The organism is Duganella radicis, assembly GCF_009720825.1.
Taxonomy (GTDB): domain Bacteria; phylum Pseudomonadota; class Gammaproteobacteria; order Burkholderiales; family Burkholderiaceae_D; genus Rugamonas; species Rugamonas radicis.
The window spans coordinates 15,512-35,647 of record NZ_WNKY01000046.1 but is presented as its reverse complement, the minus strand read 5'-3'; the positions used below and the strand labels follow the sequence as shown (position 1 = coordinate 35,647).

16 protein-coding genes and 1 pseudogene are annotated in these 20,136 nt (G+C 60.9%); 8 read left to right on the top strand and 9 right to left on the bottom strand.

The genetic code is table 11. The annotated features are described in order from the left end of the window. The first annotated feature begins 19 nt into the window (after positions 1 to 19). Positions 20 to 2,281 (top strand): hypothetical protein, encoded by a 2,262-nt coding sequence (locus tag GM676_RS26180; RefSeq protein ID WP_155467142.1) that lies wholly within the window; start codon positions 20 to 22, stop codon positions 2,279 to 2,281. Positions 2,282 to 2,285: 4 nt separating this feature from the next. Here the strand turns inward: GM676_RS26180 and GM676_RS26175 are convergent, their stop codons facing one another. Next, entirely contained in the window at positions 2,286 to 2,771 is a 486-nt protein-coding gene (locus tag GM676_RS26175) for an asparaginase domain-containing protein (RefSeq protein WP_155467141.1), read from the bottom strand. 107 nt (positions 2,772 to 2,878) lie between these two features. Between GM676_RS26175 and GM676_RS26170 the strand changes: the two genes are divergently transcribed. Beyond that, a complete protein-coding gene (locus GM676_RS26170; protein WP_155467140.1) occupies positions 2,879 to 3,646 on the top strand; it encodes an L-asparaginase in 768 nt (255 codons plus the stop codon). On the opposite strand, the gene GM676_RS26165 is transcribed toward GM676_RS26170, so the two are convergent. Next, positions 3,643 to 4,638, bottom strand: coding sequence for a D-2-hydroxyacid dehydrogenase family protein (locus GM676_RS26165; protein WP_155467139.1), 996 nt, complete (start codon positions 4,636 to 4,638; stop codon positions 3,643 to 3,645). The genes GM676_RS26170 and GM676_RS26165 overlap by 4 nt on opposite strands. Positions 4,639 to 4,922: 284 nt before the next feature. On the opposite strand from GM676_RS26165, the gene GM676_RS26160 reads away from it, so the two are divergent. Beyond that, a complete protein-coding gene (locus GM676_RS26160) occupies positions 4,923 to 6,788 on the top strand; it encodes a phosphoenolpyruvate carboxykinase (GTP) (protein ID WP_155467138.1) in 1,866 nt (621 codons plus the stop codon). A gap of 89 nt (positions 6,789 to 6,877) precedes the next feature. Next, positions 6,878 to 7,483, top strand: coding sequence for a TetR/AcrR family transcriptional regulator (locus GM676_RS26155; protein ID WP_155467137.1), 606 nt, complete (start codon positions 6,878 to 6,880; stop codon positions 7,481 to 7,483). 221 nt (positions 7,484 to 7,704) lie between these two features. On the opposite strand, the gene GM676_RS26150 is transcribed toward GM676_RS26155, so the two are convergent. After that, on the bottom strand, positions 7,705 to 9,138 hold the full coding sequence (locus tag GM676_RS26150; RefSeq protein WP_155467153.1) for an aldehyde dehydrogenase family protein: 1,434 nt from the start codon (positions 9,136 to 9,138) through the stop codon (positions 7,705 to 7,707). Positions 9,139 to 9,329: 191 nt separating this feature from the next. Between GM676_RS26150 and GM676_RS26145 the strand changes: the two genes are divergently transcribed. Next, positions 9,330 to 11,132, top strand: a complete 1,803-nt coding sequence (locus GM676_RS26145) for a DUF885 domain-containing protein (RefSeq protein WP_155467136.1) — start codon at positions 9,330 to 9,332, stop codon at positions 11,130 to 11,132. On the opposite strand, the gene GM676_RS26140 is transcribed toward GM676_RS26145, so the two are convergent. From GM676_RS26140 to uvrA, 3 genes are read right to left on the bottom strand one after another with little or no spacing between them, the layout of a single operon-like run. Next, on the bottom strand, positions 11,080 to 11,967 hold the full coding sequence (locus GM676_RS26140; RefSeq protein ID WP_155467135.1) for a hypothetical protein: 888 nt from the start codon (positions 11,965 to 11,967) through the stop codon (positions 11,080 to 11,082). The genes GM676_RS26145 and GM676_RS26140 overlap by 53 nt on opposite strands. Next, positions 11,964 to 12,878, bottom strand: coding sequence for an AraC family transcriptional regulator (locus GM676_RS26135; protein WP_155467134.1), 915 nt, complete (start codon positions 12,876 to 12,878; stop codon positions 11,964 to 11,966). The genes GM676_RS26140 and GM676_RS26135 overlap by 4 nt, the downstream gene beginning before the upstream one ends. 2 nt (positions 12,879 to 12,880) lie before the next feature. After that, complete coding sequence (uvrA, locus tag GM676_RS26130; RefSeq protein ID WP_155467133.1) at positions 12,881 to 15,727, bottom strand: excinuclease ABC subunit UvrA; 2,847 nt, start codon at positions 15,725 to 15,727, stop codon at positions 12,881 to 12,883. A gap of 211 nt (positions 15,728 to 15,938) precedes the next feature. On the opposite strand from uvrA, the gene ssb reads away from it, so the two are divergent. After that, a complete protein-coding gene (gene ssb / locus GM676_RS26125; RefSeq protein ID WP_155467132.1) occupies positions 15,939 to 16,457 on the top strand; it encodes a single-stranded DNA-binding protein in 519 nt (172 codons plus the stop codon). A 218-nt stretch (positions 16,458 to 16,675) separates the two neighbouring features. Further along, complete coding sequence (locus GM676_RS26120; protein WP_155467131.1) at positions 16,676 to 17,446, top strand: helix-turn-helix domain-containing protein; 771 nt, start codon at positions 16,676 to 16,678, stop codon at positions 17,444 to 17,446. A 221-nt stretch (positions 17,447 to 17,667) separates the two neighbouring features. Here the strand turns inward: GM676_RS26120 and GM676_RS32425 are convergent, their stop codons facing one another. After that, positions 17,668 to 18,024, bottom strand: coding sequence for a hypothetical protein (locus GM676_RS32425; protein WP_229262873.1), 357 nt, complete (start codon positions 18,022 to 18,024; stop codon positions 17,668 to 17,670). Here GM676_RS32425 and GM676_RS32420 point away from each other — a divergent pair. Next, positions 17,976 to 18,595, top strand: a pseudogene (locus GM676_RS32420) (type II toxin-antitoxin system HipA family toxin). The gene GM676_RS32425 and the pseudogene GM676_RS32420 overlap by 49 nt on opposite strands. A 165-nt stretch (positions 18,596 to 18,760) precedes the next feature. Here the strand turns inward: GM676_RS32420 and GM676_RS26110 are convergent. Then, positions 18,761 to 19,414, bottom strand: a complete 654-nt coding sequence (locus tag GM676_RS26110; protein WP_155467130.1) for a hydrolase — start codon at positions 19,412 to 19,414, stop codon at positions 18,761 to 18,763. A 157-nt stretch (positions 19,415 to 19,571) separates the two neighbouring features. Further along, positions 19,572 to 20,051, bottom strand: a complete 480-nt coding sequence (locus tag GM676_RS26105; protein ID WP_155467129.1) for a DUF3016 domain-containing protein — start codon at positions 20,049 to 20,051, stop codon at positions 19,572 to 19,574. Positions 20,052 to 20,136 lie beyond the last annotated feature (85 nt).

Sequence of the window (20,136 nt, the reverse complement as noted above, 5' to 3'; positions counted from 1 at the left end):
ACGATAAAAAGGAAAATCCATGAGCTTTAATCCTGCTATGACGACCGCGCAATTCGCGGCCGGCGGCACGCGCCTGATCGCCAGCCTTACCCCGGCTGACTTTGCCGCGCTGCCGACCCAGTATGTGGCCGCCATGACCACGGCCCAGGCCTATGCGCTGAGCGCCAGGCAATTGTCGGCATTGTCCGCCGCCAGCGTCAGCGCGCTGGAAGATGCCGATTTCGCGGCGCTGGGCTTGTCGCAGCTGACGGTCGCCACCCAGACCACGCGCTTCACCGCCGCGCTGACGGCCAGTCAGCTTGCCGCCCTGACCGTGTCGCAAGCGCTGGTGCTCAGCGCCAAGGGCATGGGCGCGATCCGGCCCGAGGCGCTGGCCGCGATGCGTACCCAGCAGCTCACCACCTTGCGCCAGATGCAGCTGCGCGCGTTGACCGCCAGCCAGCTGCACGCACTCACCACCGACCAGATCGCCGCGCTGACGGTGACGCAGTTGCCGTTCCTGACCAGCAAGCGCGATCCCGGCAGCGATGTGTTCCGGGCCGATCAGATCGCCGCGTTCAGCACGCGCCAGATCGCCGCGCTGGGCACGGCGCAGCTGGCGCAATTCAGCGACACCGAGCTGGCCGCCATCGAAACGCAGGATGTCGCCGCGCTCAGCTCGCAGCAGATCGGCGTGTTGAATGTGGATCAGGTGCTGGCGTTGAGTAGCGATCAGTTGCAGGCGCTGCGCAGCCATCAGCTCGGCGCCTTGGGCACGCGGCAGATACAGGCGCTCGATATGGATCGCTGGCATGCGCTGAGCAGCGCCGCGCTGGGCGGCCTCACCAGCCGCCAGCTGAACGTGCTGTCCACCGAGACCTTCGCCGCGCTGGAGACGCGGGAACTGGCCGCACTTGGCCTTGGCGCCATCAGCGGTCTGGGCACACGCCTGCTGGCCTTGCTGGATGCCGACAAGATCGCTGCGCTGACGCCGCGCCAGGTCGGCGCGCTGACCTCGTCCAGCCTGAATGCGCTGCGCAGCGACCAGTTTCTCGCGCTGACCACCGCGCAGATCGCGGGCCTGAACGCGCTCCAGCTGGGCGGCTTGTCGACGCGGAATCTGGCGGCCATCCAGGCCGAGAATCTGGACGCCTTGCCGGCGGCGTTCATCGCCGCCCTGAACTCGGCGCAGTTTGCCGCGCTGGGCGGCGCCGCGCACGACATCAGTTATCTGAGCACCCGCCAGATCGCGCAACTGCGCACGGCCGCCTTGTCCGGCATGACGGCCGCGCAGGCGGTGGCGCTGACCAGCGATCAGGCCGCGCGCCTGAGCGCGTCGCAGGTGGCGGCCTTGTCCACCCAGGTGATCGCCGCGCTGGAACAGGAAGATTTTGCCGCCCTTGGCGGCGCGGCCATCTCCGGCCTGAGCGCCCAGCAGTTTGCCGTGCTGCGCAGCGACCAGATCCTCGGACTGTCGACCGCGCAGGCGGCGGGGCTGGGCAGCCAGCACATCGCCGCCTTATCGAGCGCGCTGCTGGCGCGGATGCGGCCGGATGAAATCGCCGCCTTGAAACCGGCGGCGCTGGCAGGACTGCGCTATGACCAGATGCGCGCCATGACCAGCGATCAACTGCGCGCGCTGACCGTGGCGCAAGCCGCCGCGTTGAGCAGCAACCAGTTCCGCGCGCTCGACACCAGCATGGTCGCCAGCCTGGAGGCGGAGGACGTGGCGGCGTTGAATACCAGCGTGGTGGCCGCGCTGTCGACGGCAAACGTCGCCGCGCTGACCACGGAGCAGGTCGCGGCGCTGACGGCACGTCAGGTCGGCGTGCTGACCACCGCGCAAACGGTGGCGCTCACCACCGGGCAGATGGCCGCGCTGACGTATGCGCAGGTGGCGGCACTCAGCAAGACCACGCTGGCGGCATTGGAGAACGAAGATCTGGCGGCGATGGAAACGTCGGACCTGCGCGCGCTGGGCAGCGCGCAGTTGAAGGTGTTGTCGACCGCCCAGCTCAGCGCCTTTAGCGCGGATCAGGCCAATGTGTTTACCACGGCGCAAACGGCGGGCCTGAGCAGCGCCCAGCTGGCCGCGCTGACGGCCGCGAAAAGCGCGCCGATCACGACGGCCATGGCGATGAGCGCGCGCGTGCACGATCTGGCGCAAGCGCTGGCCTCGTATCAAGCCGGCTTGGCGGCGCCGGGGCCCGATGCGCTGCGCGCCTCACCGGACAGCCACTTGCAGCTGAATATCTATGCGCCGGAAACACCGCAGCATTTGTTCACGCCGTCGCGCAAGTAGCGGATTACAGCGGCTGGAACACGCCGGCCGCTTTGTTTTTCTGCACATTGTCCCAGGCGAAGATCTTGCCGTTCATGGCCACGTACACGCCAGCCGGCAGGGTCTGCGCCACGCCGGCGGCGAAGCCGAGGTTGAACATGGCGTCGGAATTGGCGATCTCGTAAGGAATCATGGCGCCGGTCAGCACAATGGTTTTGCCCAGGTTGGCCGGACCCAGCACTTGCGCGGTCTGCGGCATGGTGTCGGTGCCGTGGATGATGACGATGGCTTTTTCAGCGGCCGCGCCGCATGCGGCCAGGATGCGTTCGCGGTCGGCATCCACCATGTCCAGCGAATCCATCAGCGGCAGCTGTTCCAGCGCCACGGCGATGGTCAGGCGGCAGCGCTTGAGCAGGTCCGGCACGTGGCTGTCGGCAAAGCCCAGGGCGCCGTTCAGTTCGTTGTAGTGTTTGTCGAAAGTGCCGCCGGTGGCGAGGATGCGCAGGGTCATGATAAAAGCTCAAGCTGATAGAAAATGATGTGCATCATAACCTATACACGGCACTGGAAAACTCGGCGTACTATGTCTACACTGGTTTCTTTGTTCGTTTGCAGACTATGAAAGCGCTCGCTCCCGGCACTGTTATTTTCCATCGCCACCGTGGCTATGGCGTGATCACGACGGTCAATTTGCTGACCGGCTGGATCTCCGCCCGCTTCGGCAACGAGTCGCGCACGCTCGATTTGAACCTGTCCACCGACGAGGTGCAATTCGCCGACGGCGAGGCCATCCTGTTCCGCCGCGCGCCGCCGGACCGCATGCCGCACGCCCGGCTGATGGCGGTGGTGCGCGAACTGCACCAGGCCGGTTATCAGAAGTTGTACCTGTATTCCTGGCCCAAGCCGTCCGGGCTGCATTGGCGCTGGCATTTGTTCACCGGTCCGCGCGACTGGATGCAGCGCTCGTGGCGCGAGGGCTGGTATGGCTCGGGCGCCGACTACAACAGTAATCCGGTGATGGGCTGGGGCGATTCGCCCGGCGCCAGCACCGAGGAATTGATCCACGCGCTGGCCAGGTTCGACCCGCAGGGGCTGGCCCATGCGCTCGGCCGGGACGAGGACCATACCGCGTGGTTCGCGCAGGTGTGCGATGCTTTATTGCCGGGCTATATGTACAGCCTGGACATGCAGCGTCCGGACGGCGGCCCGCTGACCGACATGCCGCCGGTGCCGGTGATTCCTGTGCGCGCCACCTTGCCGCCATATTCCGGCCCGGACATCGCCTGGCCGCCCGGCTGGGCCGGGCTGTGGAGCAAGGTGCACGTCATGCCCGCGCCGCGCATCAACCTCACCGGGCTGCCGGAAGTGCCGGAACAGGCCGACTAGCGCGCCTTGGTGGCGTAGTCCGGATTATGGATGTTGGCTGGCGTGCCGTTGGCAAAGTCCAGCACGTTCTGGAAAGCGAGGCGGAAATACAGCTCGTAGCTATCCTGCTCGACGTAGCCCAGGTGTGGCGTGGCCAGCACGGTGGGTATCTTCAACAGCGGCGAATCGGCCGCCAACGGCTCGGAAGTGAAGACATCCAGCGCCGCGTAGCCCGGACGCCCGCGTTGCAGCGCCTGCTCCAGCGCATCCGTCTGCACCAGTTCCGCCCGGCTGGTATTCACAAACAGCGCCGTCGGCTGCATGCGCGCCAGATCCTCGGCCGTGACGATGCCGCGGGTGGCGTCGTTCAGGCGCAGGTGCAAGCTGAGCACATCGGACTGTTCAAAGAACGCCTCGCGCGAGGCCGCCGCCGTGTGGCCGTCCGCCACCGCCCTGGCGCGGCTGGCTTCGCTGCCCCAGACCATCACCCGCATGCCAAAGGCGCGGCCGAAGCCGGCCACCGTCTGGCCGATCTTGCCATAGCCCCAGATGCCCAGGGTGCGGCCCTTGAGCACAAAGCCCAGTCCGTTCAACTGCGGATTGATCGAGGCCGTCTGCCACAACCCCTCTTTTAGATTGTTGGCATACGGCACGATCTTGCGCGCCGCCGCCATGACCAGCGCCCAGGTCAGCTCGGCCGGCGCGGTCGGCGAGCCCACGCCCTCGGCGATCGCGATGCCCAGCTCGGTTGCGGCCGCCACATCGACGTGGCCGGCCAGCTTGCCGGTCTGCGAAATCAATTTCAGGTTGGGCAATTTTGACAGCAAAGCACGGTTGAACGCGGTACGTTCGCGGATCAGCACCAGCGCATCGAAAGGCGCCAGCCGGATGGCGAGCTGACCCAGCCCCCGGGTAGTGCTGTTGAACACTTTTACGTCGTGGTTTGCTAACAACTCAAAGCATTTCAAGCTCTGAGTTGTATTTTGATAATCATCGAGAATGGCGATTTTCATGAAAGATAAGCGATGTTCTGATTAATTTCGTAGGGAAATAACAGGTTCCAGGATAAGCCAAATAGCCTACTACTTCAGTCAACCAATTCTCCTACATTTTTGTATGGAACGCCTGTTGAGGGGTGTACAATCGGCCGACAAATCACAGCCCGACGACCAGATCCGGGCCGCGCAACGACCGCCGTATGACCGCCGACCCATTTCGAATGGAGCTCCGAGCGCCAAGCCATAAGCTGACGACGATCCTGCCGCCACAGAATTTTAATTAGCATTGGAGAAGCACCATGAACCAACCTGTGATGGGTGGCGTCGCACCATTGAACGCCCCAGCTTACATCAAACAGCAAAAGCTCATCAATTGGGTGGCCGAGATCGCCGCCTTGACCAAGCCGGACCGCATCTACTGGTGCGATGGCTCGCAAGAAGAGTACGACCGCCTGTGCGGCGAAATGGTTGCCGCCGGCACCATGAAAAAGCTGAACCAGGAAAAACGCCCTAATTCCTACCTGGCCTGCTCGGACCCGACCGACGTGGCGCGCGTGGAAGACCGCACCTTCATCTGCTCGGCCACCAGGGAGCAGGCCGGCCCGACCAACAACTGGATGGACCCGGCCGAAATGCGCGCCACCCTGCATCCGCTGTTCGACGGCTGCATGGTCGGCCGCACCATGTACGTGGTGCCGTTCTCGATGGGCCCGCTGGGCTCGCCAATCGCCCACATCGGCGTGGAACTCTCGGATTCGCCATACGTGGCGGTCAATATGCGCACCATGACCCGCATGGGCAAAGCCGTCTACGACGTGCTGGGCATCGACGGCGAGTTCGTGCCATGCGTGCACACCGTGGGCGCGCCGCTGAAAGCCGGCCAGAAAGACGTGGCATGGCCATGCAACGCCACCAAATACATCGTGCACTATCCTGAAACCCGCGAAATCTGGTCCTTCGGCTCGGGCTACGGCGGCAACGCGCTGCTGGGCAAGAAGTGCTTCGCGCTGCGCATCGCTTCCAACATGGGCTTCCAGGATGCACAGGACGGCAACACCGGCTGGCTGGCTGAACACATGCTGATCCTGGGCGTGGAATCGCCAGAGGGCAAGAAGCACTACGTGGCCGCCGCCTTCCCATCGGCTTGCGGCAAGACCAACTTCGCCATGCTGATCCCGCCGGAAAGCTTCAAGGGCTGGAAAATCACCACCATCGGCGACGACATCGCCTGGATCAAGCCGGGCAAGGATGGCCGCCTGTACGCCATCAACCCGGAAGCCGGCTACTTCGGCGTGGCTCCCGGCACCAACGAGAAGACCAACTACAACTGCATGGCCTCGCTGCGCGAGAACACCATCTTCACCAACGTGGCGCTGACCGATGACGGCGACGTGTGGTGGGAAGGCCTGAGCAAGCCGGCCCCGCAGCACCTGATCGACTGGCAAGGCAAGGACTGGACGCCGGAATCGACCTCCAAGGCCGCCCACCCGAACGCCCGCTTCACCGTGGCCGCGACCCAGAATCCGGTGATCGACCCGGCCTGGGACGATCCAGCCGGCGTGCCGATCTCGGCCTTCATCTTCGGCGGCCGCCGTTCGACCACCGTGCCGCTGGTGACCGAAGCGCGCAACTGGGTGGAAGGCGTGTACATGGCCGCGACCATGGGCTCGGAAACCACCGCCGCCGCCGCCGGCCAGATGGGCGTGGTGCGCCGCGACCCGTTCGCCATGCTGCCGTTCATCGGCTACAACATGAGCGACTACTTCCAGCACTGGCTGAACCTGGGTGAAAAAGTCGGCAAGATCGATGGCGCCGCGCTGCCGAAGATCTTCTGCGTCAACTGGTTCCGTACCGACGAGCAAGGCCACTTCGTCTGGCCTGGCTTCGGCGACAACATGCGCGTGCTGAAATGGATGCTGGAGCGTATCGAAGGCGAAGCCGGCGGCATCGAAAACATCTTCGGCACCACCCCGCGCTTTGGCGATCTGAAGTGGGACGGCATTCCGTTCTCGCCGGAGGAATTCGAAACCATCACCTCGATCGACAAGGATGCATGGCGCGAAGAATTGAAGCTGCACGAAGAACTGTTCACCAAGCTGGCCTACCACCTGCCTGAAGAACTGAAGGCAGTGAAAGCCGACCTCGAGAAGCGCCTGGCACGATAAGCCGGCCGGGAGGAGACAGGAACGGCGCGTAGCAATACGCGCCGTTTTTTTTGCTTGCGATTTCGCACGCCTGTGCTAAAGTTCATACCATGGATACGTTGACAGCAAAAAGCGAGGCCACCTACGCCACCATTATTAATGCCGCATTGGATATGGCGGCGGCGGATGGTATCGGCAAGCTGTCTTTGGGTGAATTGGCCAAGCGCACCGGGATCAGTAAAAGCGGGGTATTTTCGCGCGTCGGTTCGCTGGAGGCTTTGCAAACGGCAGTATTAGATGAATACGACCGCCGATTTGCCGAAGAGATATTCCTGCCATCCTTGCAGCAGCCTAAAGGCTTGCCGCGGTTAATTGCCCAGGTCCACGCGTGGGCAAATCGGGTAGGCAATGAGAGCGTGCGCAACTCCTGTTTATATAGCGCCGGGGCATTTGAATATGACGATCAAAGCGGACCATTACGGGATCGTTTGCAGAAAGGCGTGGAGGTCTGGCGTGCGTCGCTGCGTAAAACGATTTTGCAGGCAATGGAACTAGGCCAGATAAAGCCTGAAACCGATCCGGGCCAGTTGGTGTACGAGATTTACAGTTTAATTGTCGGATTAATTCATGATAGCCGTTTCCTGCGTGATGAACCGGCACAGAAATATATGTTGAACGCTTTCGACCGTTTAATCGCGGCGTATCGTCATCACTAACCTTTTTTTAAATTAATTTCGCACAGGTGTGCGAAAATGGAGGCAGACATGGTTACCTTATTACTGATCATTCCCGTTGCTGTGTTCATTGCCGCGCGCAGCAAGCTGTGGAATGTGTTGCGCCGGCTGCCCAGTGCGAATGAAGACTTCATCCATTTCTAGGATTCCATGCTGGAATTTGGCCTTTTCGTGCCAAGTTTTGGCATGAAAAGACCCATTGTTCAGAGGTATTGTGCTTCCACGCCCAAAATGGCCTTCGGTTCCAAGTAGCTCTCCAGCCCATACGGACCAAACTCGCGGCCGATGCCGGACTGTTTAAATCCACCAAACGGCGCAATCAAGTCGTCATGAATGCCGTTGATATGCACGCGGCCGGCGATAATCTGGCGCGCCACGCGATGCGCCCGGTTCAGATCAGTGGAGCTGATATAGGCCTGCAAACCGTATGGCGTATCGTTGGCGATATCGATGGCCTCTTCTTCGGTTTTATAACTCAGCACCGATAATACCGGGCCGAAGATTTCTTCCCGCGCAATGGTCATATTGTTGTTCACGCCGATAAATGCAGTTGGCTTCACGAAATAACCGGATTCGAGGCCGGCAGGTTTCCCAACGCCGCCGGCAATTAATTCCGCGCCTTCATCAATGCCGATTTGAATATATCGTTGTACGCGTTCGAATTGTTTTTGATTGACCAGTGGGCCAATATTATTTTCAGCATGGTGTGGATCGCCAACTTTAACGGCTTCCACGGCGGTTTTAACCAGCCGTGCGACCAATTCCAGTTTCTCTTCGGGCACCAGCAACCGGCTGCCGGCAATACATGCCTGGCCGTTGTTCATAAAGCAGGCTTGAATCGCGGCGGGAATCGCTTTTTCGAAATCCGCATCATCCAGCAGAATATTGGCGCTTTTGCCGCCCAATTCCAGCGTCACGCGTTTCATGGTATCGACGCCGAGCCGGGCAATACTTTTGCCGACCGCCGTGGAGCCGGTAAACGAAATCTTGTTCACGTCCGGATGCACGCTCAGCTCATGGCCAACCACATCGCCACGGCCGTTGACGATGTTGACCACGCCCGGCGGCAAATCCGCCGCGTGGAAACATTCGGTCAGGATCTGGTTCTGGCGCGCGCTCAATTCGCTCGGCTTGACCACCACCGTGCAGCCGGCCGCGATCGCTGTGGCGACTTTGTTGGCAATAAACCAGGCGCTGGAATTCCATGGCGTGATGATGCCCACCACGCCGACCGGCTCCAGCACCACCTCTGCGGTGTTCACGGTTTTCACAAACGCGTGGTCATCCATGACCTTTTTGACATCCAAAAACATCTTGGCCGTGTAGCGCGAGCGGCCGACGCTGGTGTTGAGCGGGCCGCCGTATTCCTCCACCTGCGCCGCCGCCGCGTCTTCGGCGCGCGCCAGCACCGCGTCATGCAAACGTTGCAACATGGCGCCGCGCTCGGCCTTGGTGGTGCGCGAGAAGGCCGGGAAGGCGGCCTTGGCGGCGGCGATGGCGCGGCGCGCATCCTCCGCGTCGCCCAGGCGCACGCGGCCATCCAGCTGGCCTGTGGTCGGATTGATAAGATCGAACAGTTCCTCGCCGTGCGGCGTGACGAACTGACCGTTGATGTAGATGTGGTCGATGGTGTGCATGTCAGGCTCCTTGGTAGGTTGATGGAGCCATTCTAGAAATCCCCACCCTCGCGCATCAGTGGGATTCCTGCCGCATGGTTGCCTGATTCTGCAATCCATGCCGAAGTTTTAGCATTTCGTCACAATTCCCTCCCGTCTTGCCTCACCGGCGGTTACAGTCCATGCTCACCATTTTTACAAGATAGGCCAACATGACAACGACCACCCGTATCGGCGCCGCCAGCGCCTTGTTGTTCTCCCTGATCCTGGGCGTGGCCCATGCCGACACCGCCGCTCCCGACCTGGAAGCGCGCCGTGCGACCCTGAACCAGCTGATTAAAGAGCAGTGGGAACACACCATGCGCAACAGCCCGGAATGGGCCTCGCTGCTGGGCGATAAGCGCTACAACGATAAATGGACCGACTTCTCGCAAGCCGGCATCGACGCCGACACCAAAGCCAGCGCCGACTTCCTCAAGCGCTTCGAAGCGGTGGACACCACCGGCTTCCCGCTGCAAGAACAACTGAACCGCGAACTGATGGTGCGCCAGCTGCGCCAAAGCGTGGAAGGCGCGCGCTTCAAGGATTGGGAGATGCCGCTGGCGCAGAATTCCGGCGTTCATATCGACACGCCGCAAATCGTCCCCTTGCTGCCGTTTGAAACGGTGAAGGACTACGAGGACTACATCAAGCGCCTGCGCGCCCTGCCCAAGCTGTTCGACCAGACCCGCGTGCAGATGGAAAACGGCGTGCGCGATCACCTGATGCCGCCGCAATTCCTGATCCCGAAAATCGTCAAGCAGTGCGAAGACGTGGCGGCCATGAAGCCGGCCGATTCGCCGTATGCGGAACCGCTGAAGCGCTTGCCGAAAGAGTTCTCGGCCGCCGACAAGGCGCGCCTGAGCAAGGACCTGCTGGCCGCGATCAAGAACGACGTCACGCCGGCCTATAAGAAACTGGCGGTCTACACCAAGACCAGGTACCTGCCGCATGGCCGCAAGGACGTCGGCATGTGGTCGCTGCCGGATGGCGGCGCGCGCTACAGCTTCAAGGTCAAGTCGTCCACCACCACCGACCTGACGCCCGAGCAGATCCACCAACTGGGCCTGTCCGAAGTGGCGCGCATCGAAGGCCAGATGCTGCAAACCGCGAAAAAGCTGGGCTACAGCGATCTGAAAACCTTCAACAAGGCGGTGGCCGACAATCCGGCCCTGCATCCGAAGTCGCGCCAGGAAATCGTCGATCTGTATCAGAAGTACACCGACCAGATGTACCCGCAGCTGACCAACCAGTTCGGCGTGCTGCCGAAGAATAAGGTGGAGATCAAGCCGGTGGAGGCATTCGCCGAGAAGGGCGCGGCTGGCGCGTCCTACATGCCGGGCTCCCCGGACGGCAAGCGCGCGGGCCGCGTGATGGTCAACACCGGCGACTTTGAACACCGTTCCACCATCGGCATCGAAACCACGGCGCTGCACGAAGGCGTGCCGGGCCACCACATGCAGCTGACCATCGCGCAGGAGATCACCGGCCTGCCGGACTTCCGCCAGCAAGCCGGCTACACCGCGTATGTGGAAGGCTGGGCCCTGTACTCGGAGCGTCTGGGCGAGGAGCTGGGCTTCTACAAGGACCCTTACAGCTACTACGGCCATTTGCAGGACGAGATGCTGCGCGCGATCCGCCTGGTGGTGGACACCGGCCTGCATTACAAGAAGTGGAACCGCCAGCAGGTGGTGGACTTCTTCCACGACCATTCGGGCATCGAGGAGGTGGATGTGCAGAGCGAGACGGACCGCTACATCGTCTGGCCGGGCCAGGCGCTGGGTTACAAGATCGGCCAGCTGAAGATCCTCGAACTGCGCGACTACGCCCGCAAGGAGCTAGGCGCCGGCTTCGACATCCGCAAGTTCCACGACCACGTGCTGGGCGCCGGCGCGCTGCCGATGGATGTGCTGGAATCGCACGTCAAGGATTGGGTGGCGGCGGAGAAGAAGACCGTCGCAAATCAATCTTCGTAACCCACCAGGCCTTGTTCTGGAAGGTGAAGTCAAGGGCGTGCACTGCCACGACCTTGCCTTCACTGGCCTGGACTTCGCCCGGCTTGGGCAAGGCCACTGCGCCGGCTTCGCTGTCGGCCAGTGCATCCAGCGCTTGCATCAGGCGCATGTCATCGCGCTTCATGGCGGTGCACACGCCATACTGGTCGCATACCTGCACCGGGAAGGCGATGAAGCGCACCGCGCGGTCCAGCATGTCCTCGTTCCCAAGATAGTTGAATACCCAGCCGGCGGCATCGGCCAACTCGCTCGCCCGCGCCAGCACCGCGGCGTTCTCGCGCTGGAGTTCCTGCCGCATCGAGCGGCCCTGCGCGTACAACATGTCGTCCACGCGCCAGCCGTTGTCCTCGTCCACCAGCACGAAGCGCACCTTGCGCTCATAGGCCGCGCCCATGTCGGGATAGATGTTGAAGCTGGCCTCAATGATGTTGTCGCCGGCGCGTTCCACCTTGAAGTGGGCGCGCTCGAAATCCAGCGTTGGCGAGACTTCCTGCGTGTCGAGGAAGACGTCGCCATCGGCGCCATAGCCGCAGATATCGTCGCCGCGCGACAGGCTGTCGCACAGTTGCAGATTGGCGTCCACCAGCGCTTCCAGCTCTTTGGAGAAGAAGGAGCCCGATGGCAACTGGCTCGCCTGCCGCGTCTCCGGCCGCGCCAGATGGTCCTTGTAGAAATTTGTGATCAGGTCCAGTTGCTGCTGCCGGACCGACCACGCGATATCGGCCATCAGCCCCACGATGGCAAGCGCGAACAGCACGGCGCCCAGCGGCAGCAGGCGCTTCTTATCGATTTTCATGGCGAGGCCCGGAGTTTTTTGATGTCCTGCATCGGCGGAGCGCCGAACAGGCGGCGGTATTCACGGCTGAATTGCGAGGCGCTTTCGTAGCCCACTCTATAGGCGGCGGTGCTGGCGTCGACGTCGCCGTTCAGCAGCAGGGTGCGCGCCTGTTGTAGCCGCAGCTGTTTTTGATACTGCATCGGCCCCATGGTGGTCACCGCCTTGAAGCGGTGGTGCAGGCTGGAGACGCTCATATTGGTGGCCTGCGCCAGGTCTTCCACCTTGATCGCCTGATCGTAATGGTCCTTGAGCCAGGCGATGGCTTTGCTGATGCCGCGATCCTGCTGATCCAGCACGATGTTCTGGTAAAGCTGGCGGCCATCGGGAGCGGCCAGCATGCGGTAAATGATTTCCCGCTTCAATCCCACCGCCAGGAAGGCCGCTTCCGCCGCCGGCGCGCGCAGCAAGCGCACCAGCTGGTACAAGGCTTCCTGCAAAGCGTCGTCGGTCCGGCCGACGAAGGCGCCGCGCACCGGCTGCTGCGTATCGATGCTGACCTGCGCTTCCAGTACGACGGCCGCCAGCTCTTGCGGATCGAGTTCGATATTCAGCAACAGATAGGGTTTGTCCGGCGTGGCGTTGACGATGTGGCCGGAGGCCGGCAAGTCGACCGACACCGCGAGATATTCGCCGGGCCCGTAATCGAGCACCTCGCCGGCCAGCAGCACGCGCTTCTGGCCTTGCAGGATCACGCAGCACGATGGTTTGAGCACGCCCTTGCTGACCGGCGTGGGATGGGAGGAGCGCAGCAGCGACAGAAACGGAATGCTCGTCGCCACCCGCTGCTCGTCCAGCGCGTACTGCTGGACGATGTCGATCATGTGATCGATGCGGGTGAGGGCGCGCAGTATTTCGCTATCCCGCTTCATGATTATTTCAACAGCGGCACCAGGTATTTGCCGGTCACGCTGGCGGCATTGGCCGCCACTTCTTCCGGCGAACCGGTGGCGATGATCTTGCCGCCGCCCGCGCCGCCTTCCGGTCCCAGATCGACGATCCAGTCGGCGGTTTTGATCACATCGAGATTGTGCTCGATGATGACCAGCGTGTTGCCCTGGTCGCGCAGGCGGTGGATCACTTTCAGCAGCAGTTCGATATCGTGGAAGTGCAGGCCGGTGGTCGGCTCGTCCAGGATGTACAGCGTGCGGCCGGTGTCGCGCTTGGACAACTCCAGCGACAGCTTGACGCGCTGCGCCTCGCCGCCCGACAGCGTGGTCGCGCTCTGACCGAGCTTGATGTAGCCCAGGCCCACATCGAGCAGCGTATGCAGCTTGCGCGCGATCACCGGCACCGGCTTGAAGAACTCGTGCGCGTCCTCCACCGTCATGTCGAGGATCTCGGTGATGTTCTTGCCCTTGTAGTGGACTTCCAGCGTTTCGCGGTTATAGCGCTTGCCGTGGCAAACGTCGCACGGCACGTACACGTCCGGCAGGAAGTGCATCTCGACCTTGATCACGCCATCGCCCTGGCAAGCCTCGCAGCGGCCGCCCTTGACGTTGAACGAGAATCGGCCAGCGCTGTAGCCGCGTTCCTTGGCGGTCGGCACGGTGGCGAACAGGTCGCGGATCGGCGTGAACAGGCCGGTATAGGTGGCCGGATTGGAGCGCGGCGTGCGGCCGATCGGCGCCTGGTCGACCGAGATCACCTTGTCGAAGTGTTCCAGGCCGGCGATGGCGTCGTGCGGCGCAGGCTCGGTCTGCGAACCATACAGGTGGCGCGACAGCGCGGGGAACAGCGTGTCGTTGATCAGGGTCGACTTGCCGGAGCCGGAGACGCCGGTCACGCAGGTCATCAGGCCGACCGGCAGCTTGAGGTTGACCTTCTTCAGGTTGTTGCCGGTGGCGCCGCTGATCACCAGCTGCTTGTCCGGATCGGCCACGTGGCGCTTCTTCGGCACTTCGATCTTGCGGGTGCCGCTCAGGTATTGCGCGGTCAGCGACTTCTTGTTCTTCAGGATGTCCTTCAACTCGCCGGCCGCGATCACATCGCCGCCATGCACGCCGGCACCCGGGCCCATGTCGACGATGAAGTCGGCGGTGCGGATGGCGTCTTCGTCGTGCTCCACCACCAGCACGCTGTTGCCGATGTCGCGCAGGTGCTTGAGCGTTTCGATCAGGCGGTCGTTGTCGCGCTGGTGCAGGCCGATGGACGGTTCATCCAGCACGTACATCACGCCGGTCAGGCCGGAGCCGATCTGCGAGGCCAGACGGATACGCTGCGCTTCGCCGCCCGACAGCGTATCGGCGCTGCGGTCCAGCGACAGGTAATCGAGGCCGACGTTGTTGAGGAACTGCAGGCGCGAGATGATTTCTTTCACCACGCGGTCGGCGATTTCCTTTTTCGCGCCGCGCAGCTTGAGCTGCTCGAAGAAGGACAGCGTATCGCGCAGCGGCTTTTCGGCGATCTCGTAGATGGCGCGTTCCTGCTTGCCACTGCCGACCTTCACGTAGCGCGCTTCCACGCGCAGGCGCGCGCCTTCGCACGACGGGCACTTCTTCTCGTTGATGAACTTCGCCAGTTCCTCTTTCACCGCCATCGAATCGGTTTCGCGGTAGCGGCGCGCGAGGTTGTTGACCACACCTTCAAACGTGTGTTCCTTGACCACGGTGCGGCCGCGCTCATTGATGTAGGTGAACGGGATCTGCTGCTTGCCGGAGCCGTTCAGCACCACTTCCTGCGCGGACTTCGGCAGCTTTTCAAACGGCAGGTCCAGATCGAATTCGTAGAAGGCCGCCAGGTTGGACAGCATCTGGAAGTAGAACTGGTTGCGGCGGTCCCACCCCTTCACCGCGCCGGACGCCAGCGACAGGTTGGGGAAGGCGACGATGCGCTTCGGATCGAAGAACTCGATGTGACCGAGGCCGTCGCACTCCGGGCAGGCACCCATCGGATTATTGAAGGAGAACAGGCGCGGCTCCAGCTCTTGCAGCGAATAGCCGCAGGTGTTGCAGGCGAACTTGTTGGAGTAGACGTGCTCCGTGCCGGTGTCCATCTCCAGCGCGACAGCGCGGCCGTCGGCCAGGCGCAGCGCGGTCTCGAAGCTCTCGGCCAGGCGTTGCTTGATGTCGGCGCTGACCTTGACGCGGTCGATCACCACGTCGATGGTGTGCTTCTCGGTTTTCTTCAGCTTCGGCAGGTCTTCCACTTCATAGATTTTGGCGTCGTGCGTGCCGCTCTGCACGCGGAAGCGGATGAAGCCCTGCGCCTGCATTTGCTCGAACAGGTCGGAGTGCTCGCCCTTGCGGTTGGCCACCACCGGCGCCAGGATCATCAGCTTGGTGCCTTCGGGCAGCGACAGCACCGCGTCCACCATCTGCGACACGGTCTGCGCGGCCAGCGCCTGGTCCGGATGGTTGATGCAGTACGGCGTGCCGACGCGGGCGTACAGCAGGCGCAGATAATCGTGGATCTCGGTCACGGTGCCGACGGTGGAACGCGGATTGTGCGAGGTGGCCTTCTGCTCGATCGAAATGGCCGGCGACAGGCCTTCGATCAGGTCCACGTCCGGCTTTTCCATCAGTTGCAGGAACTGGCGGGCGTAGGCAGACAGCGATTCCACATAGCGGCGCTGGCCTTCGGCATACAGCGTGTCAAACGCCAGCGACGATTTGCCGGAGCCGGACAGGCCGGTAATCACAATCAGCTTGTTGCGTGGCAGGTCGAGATTGATGTTTTTCAGGTTGTGCGTGCGTGCGCCGCGGATGCGGATCTGTTCCATGAATTTGGCCTTTAGAGTCAACCCGTTACTATAGCCGGGTTTGGATATATGCGCCGACCTTGCGCCAGATCGAATCGTGGCGGCGCGGCACTGTATATAATACCAGTATTTTCTTGCGCCGTTTCAACTTGGCGTGGACTATAATTCCTTGTTTCGCATTTCGCAGACCGCCGTACAACGGCGGAGGTTGTTACTCAGGAGTCTTAATAATATGGCATCAGTCAACAAAGTCATCATCGTCGGCAATCTGGGTCGCGATCCGGAAATTCGCTACATGCCTAGCGGTGACGCGATCGCCAACATTGCCGTGGCGACGTCGTACAAGTCGAAAGACCGCAACACCGGCGAGCAGAAAGAGCAGACCGAGTGGCACCGCATCTCCTTCTTCGGCCGCCTGGCGGAAATCGTCGGCCAGTACCTGAAAAAAGGTTCGTCGGTCTACGTCGAAGGCCGCCTGCAAACCCGTAAATACACCGACAAGGACGGCGTCGAGAAATACGCAACCGACATCATTGCGGAAAACATGCAGATGCTGGGCGGCCGTCAAGGCATGGGCGGCAACGACATGGATGACGGCGGCGGCTACGGCGGCGGCGGTGGCTACGAAGCCCCACCACAGCGCCAGGCACCGGCCCCGCGCCCGCAAATGGCGCCACCGGCACCCGCTCCGCGCCCGGCCCCACGCCCGGCGCCAAACTTCTCGGACATGGACGACGATATTCCGTTTTAAGGTATACCTCAGATCGAGTGGTCAACAAGGCCCCGTAACTCTTTGGAGTTACGGGGCTTTTTCAATTTTGGACGCATCGATTGTAAGGCTATCACTAGGTTATGCCATTATTTTGGCTTTTTTATTGTTTTTTGTGCGGAATAATAGCTAAGTTGTGCTTGCGGCATAAGGCTATTATTTTGAGCAAAAAATGAAATTTAAGCTAAAATAATAGCATCATGGCCAAAACTATCTCATCATTGCTCCCTTCGTCCGATGCGCTGCTCCGCGAATTCGGTGAGAGGTTGCGCTTGGCTCGCTTACGCCGCAAGTTAACTGCAAAGCAGGTTGCTGAACGTGCCGGAATGGCGCCCATGACGCTTCGCGCTGTCGAGCGCGGGGGCGCCGGCGTGACAATTGGCGCGTACCTTGCAGTAATGCAGGTGCTTGGACTTGAAGAGGATCTTGGCTTGCTTGCCAAGGCTGATGCCGTGGGACGTGAGCTACAAGACATTCCCTTGCATAAAAAGTCACGTAGGAGAGAACTGCCGGATGGCGACAAAGAAGGGCGGCATGATGCCGCTAGAGCGGCGGGTAGTCGGATCGCTAGCTTGATTGTATCTCTGCCGAATGAGGCTTTACGGGAACAGTTGGACAGCCTGCCTCTTACCCAACTGCGCAAAGTATATGAGCAGTTGCCCAGCGCAAGATTGAAAGAATTCGTGGAGTTGTTGCCGAGCGAACGGTTAAAGAGATTAGCTGCCGCGCTCCCAAGCGAGCAGCTTAAGAGATTGCTGAGCGAATCACCCGGCAATCGAGTTAAACAGATAATAGAAACGTCTTCGTTGGAAAACCTGAATAGGGTAAGGCAAGACGCCGATAAATCCCTCCCGGGAATCTCAAGTTCGGCTTCAGGTAGCAACTGGATAGAACGCGGCGGTTTTTCCAGCGCTGAATCGTTGGCGGACCTGATTAGCTCCGGCCCTCCTGTTGGCAAGAAAGCTGGCTGACCGTGACCAAGAGCATCTCCGTATACGCAGACTGGGAACCTCTCCATAACCCAAGTCTATTGGGCACGTTGTATGCCCACGCGGGAGGAGGTAAAGAAATCTTTGAGTTCGGGTTTGATCCGGACGCAATATCGAATCAGCAAATAGCGAGCGTTTCCTTGGATCCGCGGCTGGGTTTCTATGCTGGGCGACAGCATCCCCTTCATGGGCAGACATTCGGCTTATTTGCTGACGCGAGTCCAGACAGATGGGGGCGACTGTTGATGAAACGCCGTTTGGAGCGTGATCAGCGTGCTGGTATCGAAGATCCAAAGCGGCGGCTCGTCGAATCCGATTACCTTCTTGGTGTTCACGATGAATTTCGGGTAGGGGTCTTCGATTCCAGATTGGAAATGATGGCGATTTTCTCGATAACAGATCGCACGTGGCCGCGCCGCCGTTTGTACAGCTACGTGAGCTGGAGGCTGCAGTTGCAGCGCTAGAACGCGATCAAGATAATACTGCGCCAGCAGGTAGTGACTGGTTGAGAATGTTGATTGCTCCAGGAGGATCGCTTGGTGGCGCTCGGCCGAAAGCAAGTGTGATTGATCCGGAGGGACGTCTATGGATTGCAAAATTTCCGAGCTTACGTGATGAGAGCAATGTTGGTGCTTGGGAGTTAGTGGTACAGACTTTGGCACGGCAGTGCGGACTGAATGTTCCGGCAAGCCTTGCCAGGCAGTTCGCAAGTTCGAATCACACCTTTCTGATTCAGCGTTTTGACCGTACTGCCCAAGGGCGGTCGATCTGCAGGAGCTTTGGACCAGGATTCTTTTCAATGTATTGGTTTCAAATACAGATGATCACTTACGCAATCATGGATTCATCTTGGAGCCGGGTCAAGGCTGGCGCCTATCCGCTGCATATGACATGAATCCCGTACCGGAGTCGTCGGGCCTTAAACTGAACATTAGCGAAAGTGACAATGCGCTCGACGTCGACCTCGTGCTCTCGGTTGCACACTACTTTCGTGTGAGTGACGACGATGCTTTCGCGATCATGAAGCATTGTGTGAATGTTGTTAGACAGTGGCGCAAAGTGGCCACGGCACTAAGATTATCCGAGCGCGAACAGAATTCCATGGCTTCAGCATTTTTGTTGGCCGAGTGATCTGGATAGAGACTCGATTCTTGTTTGCAAAATGTGTGTTGATTAGATAAAAATGCCGACGCCGGACTGTGGGCATGCGCCCCGATGTCCGTGGCATTCGCCGCCGGCTGTGGTGGCCATGCTGCCGTTGCGGCAACGGTGGCATGGCTTGGCTGACGGTTTAACTTAGTGCGCTTCGGAGGCGTTGAACATGGTCTTGGCGTAGATCAGACCCAGGCCGTAGCCGCCGCCGTGGGCGATGGAGGTGGCCACGGTTTCGTCGTAGGTCTCGCCGCGCGCCCAGTCGCGTTGCAGTTCCAGCAGGTATTGCAGCGAGGTCATCGGACGGGCGCCGGCTTGCACCATGCGCTGCACGGCGCGTTCGTGGGCTTCGTCGGAGACGTCGCCGCTGGCGTCGGTGATGACGTACACTTCAAAGCCCTGGTCCAGGGCCGACAGCGCCGGGCCGACGATGCAGACCGAGGTCCACAGACCGGCCAGCACGATCTTGTCTTTCCCGATCGCGTTCACGCGCTCGGCGATGCGTGGGTCTTCCCAGGTGTTCATGGTGGTGCGGTCGATCGCCACTTCATCCGGGAACACTTCCTTGATCTCGCTGAAGATCGGACCGGAGAACGATTTTTCCGCGACGGTGGTCAGGATGGTCGGCACCTTGAATTCCTTGGCCGCTTTCGACACCAGCGCCACGTTGTTGCGCAGCTGGACCGGATCGATCGATTTGGTGGCAAACGACATCTGCGACTGGTGGTCGATCAGGATCAGGGCGTGGTTGGCAGGGCTCAGCAGGGTTTGACCTGGTTTGGCGATGGCGGTTGGCATGTTCATTCTCCTTGATATTCAATAATTTCGATTTGGTGTTTGATGCTGTTTGTGTTGTTGCTGCATCGATGGAGTGAAGTATGAACGTCCAAACCAAAAACAAAAAGCGGAAAAATTTCCGCTTTATTGTCGAGATTTTCGAAAATACAGGAGGGCGCTATTTCGGCGGCAAGACTTCCTTGCGGAACCAGTTGTCGAGCATTTGCTTCTCGTAGCCGTACAGGTCTTGCTGGTACATATTGACGCCAAGCTGGTAGTTCGGATCGGCCAGCTTCTGCTCGCCGCTGCGGATCACCTGGCCATCCTGCTCGATGCTGTAGCGCAGATGGATGCGCGGCCAGTCGGCCTGGCCCTTGGTCACGCGGATGTCGCGCACCGGGACGCGCGGGAACACGTCGCCGGCCAGGTCGATATCGAGGAACTCGACCTTCAGCACCTGTCCCGCGGGCAGCCGCTCGGATAGTTGATTCAGATGCTGGGTGAAGGCGTATTCCATCGACTCCAGATCTTTGTGGTGACGCGGCACGTCGGTCATGGCGTCGGTATTCAGATAGCTGACGTTCGCCGTGGCGGCGGCGCCGGCCGTCGCGATCGCCAGGGCGACCGCGGCGGCGATTTTCAACGCAGGCGTTTGCATGGCTGACCTCTCTTGCAAAGGATGATAACGCCCGACTATACCCTTTTCCGGCGGCTCAGGCGCGGCGCCTGCATTGCCTGGCCGA